The organism is Butyricicoccus sp. AF35-5AC, from assembly GCF_003477715.1.
GTDB lineage: Bacteria > Bacillota > Clostridia > Oscillospirales > Butyricicoccaceae > Agathobaculum > Agathobaculum butyriciproducens.
Window position 1 is genome coordinate 1 of record NZ_QUDX01000040.1, and the last position, 806, is coordinate 806.

Annotated in this window: 1 pseudogene; it reads right to left on the minus strand. The window is 54.8% G+C overall.

Annotated features, from left to right (window positions below):
• Positions 1–769 (minus strand): annotated as a pseudogene (gene mobQ, locus DWZ82_RS14890) (MobQ family relaxase); the annotation flags it as partial.
• Between the last annotated feature and the right edge of the window lie 37 nt (positions 770–806).

Below are 806 nucleotides of genomic sequence, written 5' to 3' on the forward strand. Positions count from 1 at the left end.
CTGATTTCCCGGTTCAGGTTGCCGATATTCGTCTGGATACCACGCTTTTCCATCTGGCGGACAGCAGCCCCCTCATGGACAGTGGGGACTATATCAAGCCCCTGTCTGGCATAGGAACGCAAGTCCACACGCTCCGGGCGGTCATTGGCTTCCAGATAGCGGTTCTGGATGACCTCCCATTCATGCCGCCAGATTTCACAATACTTCTGGTCGTTCCAGTCCACCGTATCCTCCTTGTGGCTTTTCCACCTGCCGGATGGCAGCTTTATCCGTTCCCCGTTCTCGTCAAGGTCATAAACCTTGCGGCTCTTGGGAAGCCATTTTCCATGCTCGTCCATTGCCCTCATAGTGAGCAGGACATGGGCGTGAGGATTGTGTCCCGGCGGATGGGGGCATGGATGGCAAAATCAGCAATCATGCCTTTGGAAACAAACTGCTGCTCACAAAACTCCCGGACAAGGACAGCGTGCTGGTCAGGCAGTATCTCTCTTGGGATGGTAAGCACCCACCGCCTTGCAAGCTGGGAGTTCCATTGCTTCTCCACCGCTTCGGCGGCGTTCCATAAAGTATTGCGGTCTGCATATTCCTGTGGGGCATTTGCCGGGAGCAGGATTTCATTGTGGACGATACCACGCTTTTCCGGGTAGTGCTTCACTTGCTGGTCGTATTCACAGAACAGCTTTTCGCCACTCTGGTAAGCAGCGGCGGCAACCGCAGACTGCCGCTGGCTGCGCTGCACAATAGAAATTTCGTTGTGTGGGCAGGGCATTTCGTGTCCCTCCTTTCTGTAATTGACGGATGCGGTG